The sequence below is a fragment of the Cohaesibacter celericrescens genome, assembly GCF_002866925.1.
Taxonomy (GTDB): Bacteria; Pseudomonadota; Alphaproteobacteria; order Rhizobiales; family Cohaesibacteraceae; genus Cohaesibacter; species Cohaesibacter celericrescens.
In genome coordinates this window covers 482468-496599 of record NZ_PKUQ01000001.1, presented here as the reverse complement: position 1 = coordinate 496599, position 14132 = coordinate 482468, and the positions used below count along the sequence as shown (strand labels likewise).

Genomic DNA, 14132 nt, shown 5'->3' with positions numbered 1-14132 from the left:
ATCTCATCGTGAATCAAAAAGGCCGGACAAGCAATTGTCCGGCCTTTGTTTTTTGGGAGTGTAATTTCCCAGTTTAGATAAGCTTTCGAGTGTAGGTTTGTTGCTTTTAAAAGGAGTGGTTTTCTGTGATGACTATGTCGTTGGTCGTTGTGCCAAAGGCATTGTAGTCAAACTTGTAAGCGATTGATGGTGATTTAAAGTTTTTCAATTCCCAAATTACGCCTACTGACTGAGAGACTGTGACTATGGCACTATCGTTGACCGCCTCAGCAATGGGCATATCAGCAACACCATCATTCTCATCGTAAACTTTGAATGAAACGCGATGATCAACGCTATAGTCTGCACCTTCATTGATCTTTATGACGTTCCCAAGTTTTAGGCCTGCTTTTGCCGCAAACAGTTGTGCCTTTTTGTAAGCATTGTCGAACGCGTTTTCTCTTGCCTGATTTCCCAGAGTGTTCTTTTCGAGACCAAAACTCAGATTGGAGACATCATTAGCTCCAGCTTCGACCAACGACGTCATGATCTGTCCGATTTTCCCAATTGCCCGTATTTTGATTCTGATTCTATTTTTTGCTACAAAACCGGGTTTGCGTTTTTCACCATCCGAGACCCAAAGACTTTCAGAGTCCAGTTTAACAGTATCGGTTACAAAGTCTTTTGGATTGACGCCAGCTTTTATCACAGCATCAAAGATGGATCTCGATTTGCGTGCATTCTCTACAAAAGCCTCTTTGGCACTTGGTGATTTTGTCGTCACGCCTGCCGTTAGGGACGCATAGTCGGCTGGCTTCTCAGCGTAACCAGATCCGTTGACGGCGATGGTTCTATATTGCGTGTCTGCCGCAATTGCGATGGAGCTATGTGTCCATATCAGCAACGGTATCGCGGCAAAAAGATTCCGAAGTTTCATATCACCGTCCAGATTGATGTAGTTTAAGAGCTTTTAAAACTAGCTTCATTCGAGATACGGGCCTAATTTGCCAATTCCCAGCTGGTGTTGACCGAGATAGAGATTTGCATGGAGCCTTCTGCGACGGGGACATCGGCAGACATCATTTCCATTTTGGCGGCCCGCATCATCATTGGCTGAGGGCGATATCCCCCCGATTCAGATAGGCTGGTCAGGCGTTTTATTTTCACACCCAGCTCTGTGGCATACAGCTGGGCTTTTTGGCGGGCGTCTGCAATGGCAGCTTTGCGGGCCTGCGCCAGCAATTCGGTTTTGTTGGAAACATCAAACTGCAGGCCGGACATGTTGTTAGAGCCTGCATCCACCAAAGCAGTGAGAACTGAACCGACATTTTCAAGCTTGCGGATATTCACCGAAACCTGATTGTTGACGATATAGCCAACGATCTGGGGCGCTTGTTTATTGGTTTTTGGATAGACAATTTCTGGATTGATGTTGAAATTGGCGGTCTGAATGTCTTTTTTCTCAATGCCTGCCTTTTCCAGCTCATCGAACAGGGCCTTCATGCTGGCGTTGTTAGCCGCCAGAGCGGCCTGTGCTGTCTCTGATCGGGATTGTACGCCAGCGGACACGATAGCCATGTCAGGGGCCATCTCTACGATCCCCATGCCAACAACCGAAATGCTCCCGCCTTTGGTTTCGTCTGCCATCGCGGGCGTCATTATCATTGGGACGAGGGCGGCAAGTATCAGCAGATGTTTTCTCATAAAATGGATCTCCGGATTTGTCGGTGTATTCTGTTTCAAAAAAAGAGGCGCCATATTGGGCAGAGTTGATCGCTCGCGGCTTTGCCGTTGGAATGGGGGTGGAATAGGTCAAGTCGCGGCAACTGTCTTAGGACTTTATGGCCGGATTAGGGAGGTGTGCTGAAAAGTCGGGGACAATTGTTGAAATGGGCAGGCCAAACGGTGGGTCGCTATCCACTATAGGCTCGCTGGGGCTTGCCTGTTGGTGCAATTCAGTATAGACGGGTTACACCTTTTTAAAGGCCTGTAGCTCAACTGGTTAGAGCCGACCGCTCATAACGGTCTGGTTGGGGGTTCAAGTCCCTCCGGGCCTACCATAATAAAGAAATAAGCCTTTTAAACCAGCGGCTTATAGTAAATGTGGACCAGATATAATATAAGTCTGGTCCACATTTACCATTTCATGCCCTCAAGCTTGCTCAGAGCACTCATTGCCAGGCGGCGTCGTTCTGCGCCTTTTGTGTAAACTTCGGACGTCTTTGATTCGCTGTGGCCAAGGATCGCCATCACCTCATATGTGGTGCAGCCTTCATGTACCAGAAGCTCACCTGCTGCCTTGCGCACCCCGTGACTTGACAAATGATGCAATCCTGCTTGCTCACACCATTTGCGCATCCGGTTGCCGAGGGCTTTTTCAGACCGGAACGATTGGCCGTGTTCTGTCAGGATATAGGACATCCCCAATATCTTTGCTGCGCGTGTGGCTTTGAGCAGAGGGGGGAGCATCGGGACTTCGACATAGGGAGAGTTTTTCTTTTTGGGCTGCCACCCAAGCCATTTCTGGCCCTCATGGTCAAACTCTTGCTGCCGCCCAAGCCATGTGGCGTCGCTGATGCGGCAGGCTGTAAACATGAGTAGCGTGAGATATAGATGGGCAGTGGTGCCAGCTTGGTGCGTGGCGCGGAAGGTTTTGAGGTCGTCAACCGTCCATGGTTTTGCCCCGCCCTTTGAATTCTTGTTGATTTTTGCAACGCCGATCGCTGGATTGTCGGTGCAATGCCCGGTCTCAATTCCCCAATTGTACATCGTGCGGATTGTCTTGACCATGTTGTCCGCAGCGCCTGGGGTTTTCATCATGCCGTCGCGGATTTTGATCACCTGAGACTTTGGCATTTCCATCACATAATCGGGGTAAGCTGTTCTAAGCCGAATGAGAAATGATCTTTGTTGAACCAGCGTATATTGGGATTTAAGGCCTGCTTCGACTTGTTTTTCGATATGGTCTAGATAGAGATAGGTAAGCCATGCAAGGGATCCGCGTGTGGCGCGTTCCTCTGCCGGTGTTGTTGTTTTTAACTGAATGCCTCTGCGAGCCGCATGATAAAGCTCTGAGAATTCCTTATGGTCTGGCCCTGCAAGCAGTGTGATTTTTCGATTGGCATCGCCTTGCACCCGCACGCGATGGCGTATTTCGCCAGTTGGCAAATTTTCTCTGGTCAGACCGGGGTATTTGAGCTTTATCATAGCGACCTAGTCCCAGCTTTTAAGCGGTGGTGTTGCTGTTTCCTGTTGGTTTGAAACATCATGTGCCTGCCCGCCGGTAAAAACAAGCCGGACTTTTTTATGCTCGATCAGCATTTCTGAAATGTCGAGTCCTCGGCACTGGGCAGCTTTAATTGCCCTTTCGATCTGAGGCTGGGTGACTGATCCTGTTTTTGGAGAGTTTGATGCCTTCATGTTCATACCCTCTCGCCTTCTTGCTGGTTTGTTAGGGGGCGCTTAGGCGTTAACGTGCGGACTGAAACAATCCGCTGAATAACTTCGTTAAATGGATCGTCGGAGTCGCACCCGATGAGCCATTGATATTTCGCGCCGGAACGGGTTTTCGCGACCTGCTCACTTGGATAAACTTGGCCGTCATAGTCCTTTACCATCACCTCATACAGGCGGTGTTGATCTCCTATTTCGGTCAGATGATCGTCCAGTGCTTTGCGGCCCGCCTCATTTACATAAAACGAAGTCATGTCGCCCATTCCCCGCCCTTCTTCCCAATAAGGAGAGGCGCGGAACTGATCAGCCATTTCGCATTTTGCGCCGATAGCAAAGTAATTGCGGTGGCTGTCTTTTAGCGGCTGGATCGGACGGCCTAGCGCATGATCTATGTGATCAAAGGTCTTGTTTTTAAGGTAGCGGTTTACTGAAGGGTTACTCATGACGTCGCCTTGTCGGTTAGTTTGCCGCCTTGGGAGAGGTGAGCGTTGACAAATACTTGCGCTTCTTTCTGAGTGAATGGCATTTCGGTGTCGGCCTGCCAAAGGTGTGTCGGATTATCCAGAATGTCTTGATAGGTTGGGCTGCAGTTTCGACACATCATATCGCCATCGATGCAAGACAGATAATCATCGCCATCCCTGATGGTAGTCCCGCAAGCGACACAGGATCCGATTTGTTCAGGTAAGTCATCTTCGTGGATGTTGTCGTTTGCCATGTCAGTCATTCGCTTGGGCCTCCAATTCGATCTGCCGTTTGCGCGCGCACAAAGCCTCAAGCCAAGGCTCCTCCTCATCAATGACATCTTGGGCGCGATTGATCTCTTGGTCGATCTCCTCGATCTTCATGCCTTCGAGTTCGGTTGCAAACTCTGAGATGCATGCCGGATCGATTTCAGAAATTTCAGATTGTTTGCTGTGTTCTGTTTCTGATGAGGGTGAAATAGCAATGGCATCAACAACTGATATTTCAGCGACATCCGCATAAATTCCCGTGCCCGCAAACAATTCATCATTGTTCAAATCCAAGCTATCAATCAGAGATTCGGGAGATAGCTCTTCCAAAAGTCCTTCAGGGGTTACTTCAACCTGCTCGCCTTCGAAATCATCGAGTTCGTTATGATAGTCAGCAAAATCCGCCTGATCACTGTATGGCTCAAGCACAAGCTTTACGGTTAGCAAATATTCTCTTTTCATCCCATCCTCCTCACACTGCCTGCGCCATGGGGCGCTGGGTTAGGTGTTCCATTGCTTCAGCCCATTGCCATGCAGCGTCTTCTGGCGGAAGGGGCTTGATTTTGCGCTTGAGGGGTAGGGTGGGAAGGTTCGGACTGCCGTGGATGCTGAGTTGATTGAGCAGGCTGTTTGTGGTGGCTTCGGCCCATGTCTGCACTTTGTCCATGGCCATGTGCCAATTGTCAGGCAACAGGTGGAGGTGCTGCGGGTGGCTGGTCTCGGGTGCATCATGCAAAACCGCCCCATCTTCGGACAGGAAACCATGCAGAGGGTCATAGATGGTTTCTGCGGCGCGATGCATCAGGCATGCTTGTTTGATGGCCTGTGGTGCGTGTTGGGCCATCAGGCAATTGAATTGTGCCAGCGAAATCGGCTGGTCGGTGATGTTGGCCAGAATGAACCGGCGAGACATCAGCTGGGCCATGCTGCGCAGCGGGATAGTGGGGCGTTTGCGTCCGTCCATGACAAGCGCCTGTGCTGATGGCAGCGGGAAGATCAGGGTGCCGGTCATTGCTCTGTCTCCCGCTCTTCCTTGTTGATAGGCGCACGGAGCGTGTCGCAGAAGGCCCATAGAGTTTTGGGCTCGCCGTCGTTGTTTAGATATTCAATAAAGGCCTTTGGCCCGCAGTTCTCGCATTTTTGAAGGCCGATCACATTGCCTGCTTTACCAAGGCGCTGGCTGAAGACGCGGTCACCAATGGAGCAGGGGAAAGATAGGGTGCATGGGGTCATGGGGCGATTCCTTTGTTCTTGTGTGAAGGCTCTCGTTCATCGCTTACGATGAACTGGCGCGCTTTGCTTGCTGACGGCGTCAACGCCTAGCGTTGAGCGCCTAAATCTACGTAAAGCGACAAGCGATCGAGGTATTCCTCATAGGAATCCTGCCAACGATGATGGGGCAGGATGGCGACGTCGAAAGGCATGAGTGCGGGGTCGATATTCAGCGGCCAGTCCGGCGCGAAATTGAGCTGGTGCATTTCGGTCAACAGGGCGCGATGGTCTATGACTTTCATGATGCGTCCTTGCTCTATGGACGGGAGTGACTTCTTGGCTCTAACAAATATTTTCAGCAACACGTCGTGTTCTGGGCGTTCCAATTCTTCGAGCAAATCGAACATCAATTGGCGGAGGATGCGAGCGTGCGCATCGGCTGGCATCAGTGATCCTGCCCTCGCAAAATGCTCTGCGATCAATCGCTTGTCATAGGCCTTTTGCGGCTGGACCTTGTCGCCAAATGCCCCTTCGGGCAGGTCATGGACCAAGGCAAAAAACTTGATTTCATCCGGTGCCTGGTCGTGGCACAGAACGCTGTGCTGAGCGACCGACCAGATGGTGCCGGTGTTGCCGTTGTATCGTGGCTGCTTGGCGATGCTGGATGCCAGCCCGCGCCAGCTCCAACGGCTGTTTTCCGGATTTTCAAAATCCCACCAGCCATCATCGCCCAGCTTGAGCCACTCGCGGCTTGGGCTATAGTCTGCCGGCAGGTTCATCGGGCGATGGGGTGGAGCATAACTGCTGTGTTTTTGTGCGAGGGTCATAGTGATCTCCGGTGGCGATGTTTGCCTTGCTTATGCACCCCGCGACGGGCTGTGTATTGGTTTGAAACGGGCCAGTTTCAGAGGTGCCCGACGCGGGGAATTGGGTTACTTGGCGACAACGGCGCGGACTGCCGCGTCTTTTGCTTCCAGCAATTTCCGAAGAGCGACAGTGCGCTCAGGATTGCGCGGGATGTTCACCTGAATAAATTCGGCCAATTTGCAGAATGGCTCGCTCGCTTCCTGCAAAAACTCAGGCAAATGGGTGAATGTGAAAAACTGCATAATATTATCGCGAGGTGGCGAGGCAGGTTTGGCGGTGGCAGTTTTTTCATACGCTTCCTCGAAGGCCTTTGTTGCCCACCAAGAAATGTAACCATCAGGGTAGCGAACAAAATATCCGAGATCTTCTTCAGTGACCTTGAACCGCTTTGCTTCATCGATAGTGGTTGTCTCGACCACGTCTCCATCAAGCATGAGATGCCAGCGGCCATCTTCTTGGTGTTCGGCTTTCGTGATCTTGGCTGCTTCAACAACTTTGTGTGATTGATAGGCTTTCATATCGATTTCCTCTCAATAAAATCAGGTGTCGGTACTCTCCCGACTGTCACGCCTGATAGGAGGTGGCGTTCCCCCTGCATGGTCCGCCCCATGCGGCCTACTACCCACGCTCCACGGTCACCCTTTGGGTTTGCGCTTCACTGCGTGGGGTTCGCTACGGGATTCTATGTCTCTGGTTGACCAAAGAAGAGCGGTAGGCCGGTGAAGCCTGCTGCGTCGGCGCATGCTTCGGTGAATGCGTCTTTGATGTAGCGATCCAGCTGGTAGGGTTCGATCAGCCAGACAAGGTCGCCGCGATTTTTGCGATAGCGCAGCCGCACTGGAATGCGATAGACGGCGCCGCCTTCAAAAATCGGGATGGCAATCAGGAACATGTTTGGCACTTCGAGCTTGTTGCCTTCGGCATCCTCGTGCTCGCTCTCAAAGCCAATCTGTTGTTCGCCGGTGTCTTTGTTTATGAAGGTTTGAGACTTGCTGCCTTCATTGATCTGGATGCCTTTGGACAGCTCCATTAGCTTACGATAGCCGCATGGCTTGCCATCCAATTTGTAGACCAGCTCTTTGAGGTTTTTGTCGGAATTGGACTCTGGTTCTGTTTCGCTGCTGAGAAAATCGGGCAGCGGGAGCACATCCAGAATGTTGTCTTCAAGAAACAAAGCAAAGCTGAGAAGGTCCAGCGGGTTTTTGGCGACTTTCGTCCATGCCTTGATTTCATCGGACAGGGGGAATTCATGCGTTACCCGATGTTTGCAATGCTGGGGATTGGCGTCTGGATGCATTGGCAGATCGTCCGGACATTTATCCTCTTCCGGTTTGTTGACGCGATCATGATAGTCAATCACCCCGGTGATTTTCAGGACTTCATTGTTACCCACACGCTCGCCAAACAAGGCGCTTTCAGGGGTTTTGAAGCGGTTGACGTGGGCGATCAGGCTGTCGAGGTTGCCCATCACCGCTGTTCCTTCGCGGCGCAACGGGTGATCATCGAACCGTTCCAGATCCTTGGTGACGTCTTTGGTCACCATGCCGCCTTGAGCGTCACGGGTGATCACAAAAGAGAGTTTGTCTTCGCCGTTGCTGTGCGGAATAGTCAGAATTTCGGGGTCGCTGAATTGGCCGGACATTTCAGAAATTCGGTTGATGGCTGCGGTTAGATCCATTGTCTTGCCTGTGTGGTTGGGGTTGGTCGCTCTCATTGATTGCCTATGGCTATCAACTGGCGCTGGCTTGCGGCGTCGGGCGCGGTGCGCCCTTGCTTTGTTAAAGGACTTTGACTTCGGTGTTTTCGGTGATGGTTCTTGGTTTGCCGTTGAACATTTCCATCTGTTTCGGGTTCAGCGGTGTGAGGCCTTTTTCAGTCATCCAGAGGGTGGATGTGCTGCGCGGCTTTTTGGGCACCGTTGCATCAAGCGATGGGCGAATAGACAGGATGCCTTTTTCGACTTTCAGCTTGAGCTTGATGGTCAGTGTGCCCGATGGCTCACCGCCAAAGTCCAGCATGTGTTCGACCAGAGTGCTGCGGACCCTTTCCAGCTCGTCTGAGCAATCTTGATGAAAGTCGCCGTCTGAAATGCTCTGCAGCACCTGGCTGAATTGTCGTAAAATTGGGGTGTCTTCGCTCATTGTTTTGGCTTTCTCTTGGTGCGGTTAGGTCTCTCGTTCTTCGCTTGCGCGAGGAACTGGCGCGCGCTATGCGCTTGCGTTCGGCGGCGGCGCTCCGCGCCTTGCCTAGGTTCCGATTGCGATGATGAAAAAGGTGAAAGTGGTTGTGCCGGCGAGCGTGAAGCCCAGCGCAGGCAAATGTTTGAGGCATGTGACCCATTCATTAGCCCGTGGTGCTCTCGTCATTTGCTTTGCAATTGACTGGCGCTGGTTGTCGGCGTCGGCGGCGCATCCGCCTTGCCTGACATCAAACAACGTGTGCAGCGCTGTGCTGGCCAATGCAGAAGCCAAAGCAAGGCGCCGATGCTCAAAGCGGGGCTGGCTGGTGGGGAGGTAGCAGGTCATGACTGGACTCCGGTTTAAGAGGCTCTCGTTCATCACTTGCGATGAACTGGCGCGCGCTATGCGCTTGCGATCGGCGTCGGCCAATGGCCTTGCCTGAAGTGCGGGCACGCAATACAAAGCCCGCGAGTGGTGAACGTTGAATTGGAGCGAGGTGAGGTGGGAGGAACAGGCCTCATCTCGCTCCTGTCTGCCCGTCTTGGTGGGCAAGGGAGGATCAAGCGTTTGCGCGTTTTAGAAAGGCCAATGCGGCCCGTTCAGAATCTTGCATAAAGACTGGAGGCTCCGCTCCGGAAAACCATCGGCTTAGAATGATACGGATGGTTGTCGCGTCAGCCGTGCTGCTGAGCTGCTTCCACGAATAGCGCGAAGGCCAGCGATAGCGTTTGCCGTTGATGACGGCTGTGTCTGCTGGGCTGGGGACGCGGCGACTGGGAAGGTGTGGTGCATGGCTGAGTTGTGGTTCAGGGGACATGATACGCTCCAATTCGGCTCTAATGCAGAACATTAAGTTGCAATTATGCAGAATTGTCAAGTCAAAATATCGGCATTAATGCAGGCAATGCATAACGCGTTGTTCCGACTCGCTTTTTTGCTTGTCTGGTTGTGAAGCTGCGTGTAGGCTCGCGTTGTGGTTGGGTGTCTCAGTGTTCGCGGGGCTTGTCGTGTTTATTTTTAATCCATCGGAAAAGGTAAATAATGCCAGAGCGAGCCGGGTGCATATTGTTAACCCAGAGGCATTTTGTGATGGCTGGGCGTTTTTTGTTCCGTTGCCGGCGTTTAACGATGCGCTGGATTTGTCTGTGTCGACGTGGAAGGTGCGCCGACAAGACCGGAATACAGGGCGTGATGTCATTGATCCAAAAACCAATAAACCCATCACCGATACTATTGAGCTTATGACGCAAGGAAAGAGGCCTGATTGGGCGTTTTCGGTGGGGGATCTTGTCCACTCTAGCCGGTCGCTGGCGTGCGAGCCGTGGCCTAAAAACCCTAAGGGTCACTCATTGGTTGTTGAGGCTGTTGATGGTGGGGAGTTGATAATAAAACACCATGACTGGTCTTCTGGGGTGGTCGAGCGTCTTCGTTTCACGCAAGAAGGCTTTGTTGGTGTGTTGCGAAATGGATTGGGGGAGGTCAAGAATATGGACGAAATCACATTTGAGGTCGAGGGGTCGAAGGGTGATTCTTATTTCGTTACCGTCGAGATGAGTGAGGGGAAGTTTTCGATGCGCTGCACCTGTGCTGCTGGTGCGTATGGTGGCATGTGTCGGCATAGGCTGGATTTGCTTAGTGGGGAGGTTGGCAATGTGCTGTCAAGTAACGAGAGTGATCTGGATGTGGTCCTTGGCGCATTTTCCAAAACCAAATTTCCGAAACATATTGAAGAGATAGCAAAGGCTGCGACAGAAAAGGCCCGGTGGGCAAAGAGGGAGCGTGACCTTAAAAAACAGTTGGGCCGTGAGATGGATAAGGGGATGTATTGATGATGCCATGTTGCGACAAATAAAAGCCCGCTTATTGCGGGCTTTTATTTGTCTAAAAACCGTGTAGTTCGTTGACGGTCAAAACCTTGTGCACCTTGAGCACATAGGTTTGTTTGCCGTTGTTTTTCTCTGGGTCGCCGTTTGGCTGGATATAGGTTATTTCCATGGGGGGATTGTGTTGGCGGCACTTCACCTCTTTGCCGTTGGCTTTGACCAATATCTTTATAAAAGCTTCTCGTGTGTCTGTCGCTGCATTGTAGGTCTGTATCACCACGCTATCGCCGGGCTGAGGTGGTCTTCCTGGATGGATAATGCGTAGGTCGCCTGGCTTGTGCTCGGGCACCATGCTTTCTCCGACAACAACAATACCATAAATCCCCTTGATTCCGACCAGATTTGGCGGACAGCGCACCCTGTCTATGATGTCCGAGCCGATCTCGAATGAGCCGAGGGCAGACCCTGCTGCTGTGCCCATCACGGGAATTGTGCGCGGATCTGTTTGAAAATCGGACATATGATTTCGCTCGATTTGAGCTGGCACAACACTTTGTGTTTGCGGTTCTGTGTATGGAGTGCTTCGTACTCCTTGGAGTGGCAAATACTCCTTTTCATAGATGGCGACTTGTTCTTCTGTCGCATCGCCGCTGGCGATGTGTTTGTGTACGGCTAAGTCAATGCCTTCTACTGTTGAAACGCGAGGCTCGGGCGGGTTGTCTGATTTTTCTAAACGAGACAAGGTGGTGTCAGCTACTCCTGTTTGCTTGGAAAGAGCGTTCGAGCTTAGGCCTGTTATTTTCAATGCAAGAATGAGTTGTTGACGGGCTTTTTGGGTTGCTGGTTTCATCGGATTTCCCATCGTTGGTTTTTATTCTGCAATTATGCAGTATTTTTCATCAACATGCATTCTGCTTATAAGGCTTGACAATCTGCATTAGTGCAGGCAGTCTAGTCTGCATAAAGGCAGAATGGAGTTATGTGATGATATCCGCTAAACAGCACCCTCTCGCTAGTTATCTAGCCCGTGAAAATATTACGCTCACGGAAGCTGGACACCGGTTCGGATGTGCAGACACAACAATATCCCGCATCATTAATGATAACCGTCCGCCAAGCTCCGAGTTGATGCAGCGCATTATCGACAAAACCAATGGGGCTCTTTTGCCTAATCAGTTTTATCGCCTCCCTCATTCTGCTGCGGAGTAGGCGGATGATCCTCTCTAATGTTCAAACCGGCCAAAACGGCTCCGGTGATGTGAGCTCGCGCGATCAGGCTGAGCTGTTCATCGATCCGCTTGCCCCTCAATTTAGTGCTTTTGTTAACCGGTTTCTGGCTGAAGCTGAGGGTGTGGTTGAGTTTCCTTACCATGATCTAGCTCCTGTCTGGATGTGTTTTGCGGGCAGTCTGAAGGACTGCCCGACGCCTGTCATCGATAGAGTTTCGGGGGATTTATCATGAAATCTATGGGTCGTCAGTTTTCTAACGAGCTTTATTTGCGCTTGCGCCGCCGGTGTCGTGACATCGTCAAAAAGGCGGGCGGCATTGAATGTGCTTCTGAAATCACGCGGGTCAATCAGGCGCAATTGGCCCGTTATGGCCAGCCACACGGTGCTGACTGGATGCCTGCTGATGTGATCGCCGATCTGGAAAAAGACATTGGCGAGCCGATTGTCAGCCGCGCACTTGTCCAGCTTCAGGGCTATGAAATCGTCAAGCTGCCCGATGGACGCTGGGAAGGCGACATCAACCAGCAGCTGGCGCAGATGTTCAAAGAGATCGGCGAAATCAGTCAAAAAATAGGTGTTTGCCTCGCTGATGACGGCTGTGTCTCGCGCGATGAGGCCCGCCAGCACCAGCTGCGCAAGGAAATTGCCGATGCGTTGAGCGTGTTGGTCGGTATGGACCAATCCATCAAACTGATTGAGGAGAGCGAGCAATGATCAACCCGCAAGAAGCAGCCCGCATTCGCCAGCGGCTGACCCGTGGCAACAGTCCGCGCCGCATTGCTCTGGATTATCCTGACAGCCCGAATATCTTGGCTGATATATATGCGATACAGGGCGGACGACCACGCGGAGCCACGGATTCGGACGAAACAGAAATCCCGTCATCAGATCCGGTTTGGTTCAAGCTGCTTGATGGGCGTATCAAACATCTGGTGCGCGAATGTTGTGCCTACCACGATCTTTCCCTATCTGATTTGATGGCCTATCACAAAGGCTCTGCTGCTCGGTCACAGCTTTGTTATGCGCTGCGCCACCGTTGGGCTATGGGCTATGAGGAAATGTCTGAACTCCTCGGGCTTAGGCCCCAGGTCGTTTGCAAGCTGGCCAACCGATGGACTGGCAAGGTTCCGGCGCTGGCACCAGAGCCACCCAAAATGCCAACGCCTATCGCGCCATTGGTGCGGGCCTTGGCGGGCGAATATGGCACCACCGAGTGGGCTATTGTTAAAGGCATTGGTCAGCAGAATGTGGCTACTGCGGCCCGCAATCATCTGTCTTACAAGCTCTATACAGAGCGTGGCGAATTTATCTCAAAAATTGCGCGCTGGCTGAAATGCTCGCATGCAACCGTGCGCGACCAGATCGACGGGCATGCCCGATCAATCGGGCTGACAGCGCAGCAAGCTGATGCTCTTAATGCCGACGCAAAAACACTCGGCAAGACAGGCAAGGCTGTGAAACAGCCGACGCCGATAACGCAGCGACAGCATTTCGCGCCAGCGACTTTCAAGAGAGTCCTGCGTCACGGTGAGGTAGCGCGTCATGGGTAATCGCCGCAAGAAACAAACCTTCACACCAACGCGCCGGATCGCGGTTTATGAGGTGCCTGATCAGGTGTCCGGTAACGTCTTTTATCGCGCGGCCGGTCCATTCCAGAACCGCGATATCCGCGACAGTTTGCTCACGTTTGGTGAGCTTATCGAGTTGCGCGATCGGGTGAATGATCTGGTCAAGGCCAAACAACAAAGTGAGGTGGCGTGATGCAAAACAAACTTTCAGATTTGAATAATCACCTTTTCATGCAGCTTGAGCGCCTTGGCGATGAGGAGCTTGATCAAGAGGGCATTGAAAAAGAAGTTGCCCGAACAGGAGCTTTGGTTTCGGTCACTGATCAGATCATCAAAAATGCAGCTCTTCAGGTGAAGGGCGTTGAGTTGATGGTCAACCACGGTGCCTTTGTGAAGCGTCACCTCAAGTCATTCCCACTGATCGAAGACGGGAGCGACAAATGAAGGGCGTACGCATCATTTATAGCAAAGCTGAGCTGGCTTGGGTCGAGGCGCATAAGACCGATGTGCGCAAGGAATCTCATGCGGTATTTGTTGAATTGTTCAACCGGCCTGACGTGTCTTTTGAAAATTACAAATCACTTTGCAGTCGCAATGGCTGGAAAACAGGACGGACAGGCCTGATTGAAAAGGGAAACATCCCTTTGAACAAGGGCAAGAAAATGCCCTTCAATCCCAACTCTGCTCGCACCCAGTTCAAGAAAGGCCAGACGCCGCATAATGCCAACTATCTGGGCCATGAACGTGTGTCAAAAGATGGTTATGTGGAAATCAGTGTGGATGAGACCAACCCGCATACCGGCTTTGAACGGCGCTATGTGTTGAAGCATCGTTGGCTCTGGGAACAAAAAAACGGGCCAATAAAAGAGGGTCATTGCCTCAAGTGCCTTGATGGCAATCTGGCCAATACAGACCCTGATAACTGGGTCGAGATCCCTCGCGCCATGTTGCCTCGTCTGTGTGGCCGGTACGGACGTGGGTTTGATCATGCGGATCCAGACCTGAAGCCGGTCATTATGGCAGTTACCAAGCTGGAGCATAAAGCAAGAACCGTGGGAAAAGAGGCCGACAAATGACCTCACACCA

At 51.8% G+C, this 14132-nt stretch carries 24 protein-coding genes and 1 tRNA gene; 9 read left to right on the top strand and 16 right to left on the bottom strand.

The annotated features are described in order from the left end of the window. Positions 1-106: 106 nt before the first annotated feature. A complete protein-coding gene (locus C0081_RS02435; RefSeq protein WP_101532189.1) occupies positions 107-916 on the bottom strand; it encodes an SIMPL domain-containing protein in 810 nt (269 codons plus the stop codon). A 62-nt stretch (positions 917-978) separates the two neighbouring features. Beyond that, on the bottom strand, positions 979-1683 hold the full coding sequence (locus C0081_RS02430; protein WP_180966724.1) for an SIMPL domain-containing protein: 705 nt from the start codon (positions 1681-1683) through the stop codon (positions 979-981). A 279-nt stretch (positions 1684-1962) separates the two neighbouring features. On the opposite strand from C0081_RS02430, the gene C0081_RS02425 reads away from it, so the two are divergent. Continuing rightward, positions 1963-2039, top strand: a tRNA-Ile gene (locus C0081_RS02425). Positions 2040-2115: 76 nt separating this feature from the next. Here the strand turns inward: C0081_RS02425 and C0081_RS02420 are convergent. The 13 genes from C0081_RS02420 to C0081_RS02360 form a co-directional block, all read right to left on the bottom strand. Then, positions 2116-3186, bottom strand: coding sequence for a site-specific integrase (locus tag C0081_RS02420; RefSeq protein ID WP_101532187.1), 1071 nt, complete (start codon positions 3184-3186; stop codon positions 2116-2118). A 6-nt stretch (positions 3187-3192) separates the two neighbouring features. Next, entirely contained in the window at positions 3193-3405 is a 213-nt protein-coding gene (locus C0081_RS02415) for a hypothetical protein (protein ID WP_101532186.1), read from the bottom strand. Continuing rightward, positions 3402-3875 carry a hypothetical protein gene (locus C0081_RS02410; RefSeq protein WP_180966723.1) on the bottom strand — a complete coding sequence of 158 codons (474 nt, stop codon included), beginning with the start codon at positions 3873-3875 and terminating at the stop codon, positions 3402-3404. The genes C0081_RS02415 and C0081_RS02410 overlap by 4 nt, the downstream gene beginning before the upstream one ends. After that, positions 3872-4159: a hypothetical protein gene (locus C0081_RS02405; protein ID WP_101532185.1), complete on the bottom strand. Its 288-nt coding sequence runs from the start codon at positions 4157-4159 to the stop codon at positions 3872-3874. Before C0081_RS02405 ends, C0081_RS02410 begins: the two co-directional genes overlap by 4 nt. Then, positions 4152-4628, bottom strand: a complete 477-nt coding sequence (locus C0081_RS02400) for a hypothetical protein (RefSeq protein WP_101532184.1) — start codon at positions 4626-4628, stop codon at positions 4152-4154. The genes C0081_RS02405 and C0081_RS02400 overlap by 8 nt, the downstream gene beginning before the upstream one ends. Positions 4629-4638: 10 nt before the next feature. Then, complete coding sequence (locus C0081_RS02395; RefSeq protein WP_101532183.1) at positions 4639-5178, bottom strand: hypothetical protein; 540 nt, start codon at positions 5176-5178, stop codon at positions 4639-4641. Then, positions 5175-5399: a hypothetical protein gene (locus C0081_RS02390; RefSeq protein ID WP_101532182.1), complete on the bottom strand. Its 225-nt coding sequence runs from the start codon at positions 5397-5399 to the stop codon at positions 5175-5177. The genes C0081_RS02395 and C0081_RS02390 overlap by 4 nt, the downstream gene beginning before the upstream one ends. A gap of 86 nt (positions 5400-5485) precedes the next feature. Further along, the gene (locus tag C0081_RS02385) at positions 5486-6205 is read right to left on the bottom strand and encodes a hypothetical protein (protein ID WP_101532181.1); all 720 of its coding nucleotides are present in this window, start codon (positions 6203-6205) and stop codon (positions 5486-5488) included. Positions 6206-6310: 105 nt separating this feature from the next. Beyond that, positions 6311-6763, bottom strand: a complete 453-nt coding sequence (locus tag C0081_RS23160; protein WP_180966742.1) for a hypothetical protein — start codon at positions 6761-6763, stop codon at positions 6311-6313. Positions 6764-6927: 164 nt separating this feature from the next. Then, positions 6928-7959 (bottom strand): DUF2303 family protein, encoded by a 1032-nt coding sequence (locus C0081_RS02375; RefSeq protein WP_101532180.1) that lies wholly within the window; start codon positions 7957-7959, stop codon positions 6928-6930. 64 nt (positions 7960-8023) lie between these two features. After that, the gene (locus tag C0081_RS02370) at positions 8024-8386 is read right to left on the bottom strand and encodes a hypothetical protein (protein WP_101532179.1); all 363 of its coding nucleotides are present in this window, start codon (positions 8384-8386) and stop codon (positions 8024-8026) included. Positions 8387-8491: 105 nt separating this feature from the next. Continuing rightward, the gene (locus C0081_RS02365; protein ID WP_101532178.1) at positions 8492-8770 is read right to left on the bottom strand and encodes a hypothetical protein; all 279 of its coding nucleotides are present in this window, start codon (positions 8768-8770) and stop codon (positions 8492-8494) included. Between the two features lie 214 nt (positions 8771-8984). Beyond that, positions 8985-9242, bottom strand: a complete 258-nt coding sequence (locus C0081_RS02360; RefSeq protein WP_146006392.1) for a hypothetical protein — start codon at positions 9240-9242, stop codon at positions 8985-8987. Positions 9243-9483: 241 nt separating this feature from the next. On the opposite strand from C0081_RS02360, the gene C0081_RS02355 reads away from it, so the two are divergent. Further along, positions 9484-10254 (top strand): hypothetical protein, encoded by a 771-nt coding sequence (locus C0081_RS02355; RefSeq protein WP_146006391.1) that lies wholly within the window; start codon positions 9484-9486, stop codon positions 10252-10254. A 52-nt stretch (positions 10255-10306) separates the two neighbouring features. Here the strand turns inward: C0081_RS02355 and C0081_RS02350 are convergent, their stop codons facing one another. Beyond that, positions 10307-11098, bottom strand: coding sequence for a S24 family peptidase (locus C0081_RS02350; protein ID WP_180966721.1), 792 nt, complete (start codon positions 11096-11098; stop codon positions 10307-10309). A 134-nt stretch (positions 11099-11232) separates the two neighbouring features. Between C0081_RS02350 and C0081_RS23805 the strand changes: the two genes are divergently transcribed. Genes C0081_RS23805 through C0081_RS02320 form a run of 7 tightly spaced genes read left to right on the top strand, consistent with a single transcriptional unit; the run spans position 11233 to position 14122 of the window. After that, positions 11233-11457: a helix-turn-helix domain-containing protein gene (locus C0081_RS23805; protein ID WP_146006390.1), complete on the top strand. Its 225-nt coding sequence runs from the start codon at positions 11233-11235 to the stop codon at positions 11455-11457. A 4-nt stretch (positions 11458-11461) separates the two neighbouring features. Continuing rightward, on the top strand, positions 11462-11710 hold the full coding sequence (locus C0081_RS23040) for a hypothetical protein (protein ID WP_146006389.1): 249 nt from the start codon (positions 11462-11464) through the stop codon (positions 11708-11710). Beyond that, a complete protein-coding gene (locus tag C0081_RS02340; protein WP_146006388.1) occupies positions 11707-12192 on the top strand; it encodes a phage regulatory CII family protein in 486 nt (161 codons plus the stop codon). The genes C0081_RS23040 and C0081_RS02340 overlap by 4 nt, the downstream gene beginning before the upstream one ends. Then, the gene (locus tag C0081_RS02335) at positions 12189-13028 is read left to right on the top strand and encodes a hypothetical protein (RefSeq protein WP_101532172.1); all 840 of its coding nucleotides are present in this window, start codon (positions 12189-12191) and stop codon (positions 13026-13028) included. Before C0081_RS02340 ends, C0081_RS02335 begins: the two co-directional genes overlap by 4 nt. Then, complete coding sequence (locus C0081_RS02330) at positions 13021-13239, top strand: hypothetical protein (protein ID WP_101532171.1); 219 nt, start codon at positions 13021-13023, stop codon at positions 13237-13239. The genes C0081_RS02335 and C0081_RS02330 overlap by 8 nt, the downstream gene beginning before the upstream one ends. Beyond that, a complete protein-coding gene (locus tag C0081_RS02325; RefSeq protein WP_101532170.1) occupies positions 13239-13490 on the top strand; it encodes a hypothetical protein in 252 nt (83 codons plus the stop codon). Before C0081_RS02330 ends, C0081_RS02325 begins: the two co-directional genes overlap by 1 nt. Beyond that, a complete protein-coding gene (locus tag C0081_RS02320; RefSeq protein WP_101532169.1) occupies positions 13487-14122 on the top strand; it encodes an HNH endonuclease in 636 nt (211 codons plus the stop codon). Before C0081_RS02325 ends, C0081_RS02320 begins: the two co-directional genes overlap by 4 nt. Positions 14123-14132: the final 10 nt, after the last annotated feature.